The organism is Vibrio sp. 970, from assembly GCF_033339075.1.
Genome location: NZ_JAWOTW010000120.1, coordinates 1 through 950, shown reverse-complemented (window position 1 = coordinate 950; position 950 = coordinate 1). Strand labels below are relative to the sequence as shown.

General features: G+C 48.3%; 1 protein-coding gene. It reads right to left on the bottom strand.

Annotated features, from left to right (window positions below; genetic code table 11):
• Window positions 1-762: 762 nt before the first annotated feature.
• The coding region (locus R7Q11_RS25145; RefSeq protein ID WP_225466875.1) for a hypothetical protein at window positions 763-950 on the bottom strand (188 nt) is incomplete at its 5' end.

Here is a 950-nt window from a genome sequence, read left to right as displayed (position 1 = left end):
AAGCCTCCCAATCGGGAGGCTTTTTTGTTTGGAGAGTTGTCAGATCTAAAAGATCAGCATTGAGATCAAACGCTTTTGGGATTAATCTCTTTCTCCAGATGTGAAAAAACCAGCCGTAGGAAGCTGGTTTATTTCGGAATACTCACAGGTTTGAACGGCCGTGAAGTCCTTCCATGATAGACCATATCAAGTAAGCACTTCAAGAGTATTTCTGCACTCTGTTTGGAATCAAGATGTTTTGGACAGAACGACGCGCATCACTCACCGACCAAGGGATGTTCCAAAGGTGAGAGGTAAAGGCACTAATCAGAACTAAGCACCAAGCTCGATAAATCCGCCCCTTGTAGCTGCTAGAGGGGACAAGCGGAAAAGGAATAACTGATTAGTGTTGTGTGACTGGAACGGGGGCGAAAGCTTTACACACAGCGCAGGGCAGTCCGAAATAAGGGGAGAAATCCTTAGTTCAGAAAGCGACCATAGACAGTACCTAAATCACTCAAAATAGAGTCGAAATGGGTAGGGGTCGGCGCAGCCGAAATAAGCAATTTCGGTGCCTCTCTTTCTTTCTCCGCTTACCTCCTCCGCTCGGCGCAGTGTGCGAGTAAGCGAAGCGTCCGAGCATCGAGCAAGCGGCATTTCTGAGTTCTCAAGCTGTGGCACTGTCACTCTTAATCTACGTGGGTTATACCCTCTTCATAGCTTATTTTTTAGGCTTGTGCTATCGTTTGCTTCTGTACTAAGCCAGCATACACAGCGTCCCCTCTAGTCACTTCGTTCCTGACGGTTCCCCTGTGAGCTGGAAAGGGGCGCTAACGCCCCCTTTACCCCAGTTGACCACACCGAGTCATTCCCTCGTTCCGAGCGAAGGCCTCGATGCGGTTTCATGTTTGAGAGTGTTGCTATGTCCGAGCCACGAATTAAAGAAATTAAGATCAGAGTGACGGCTTTAG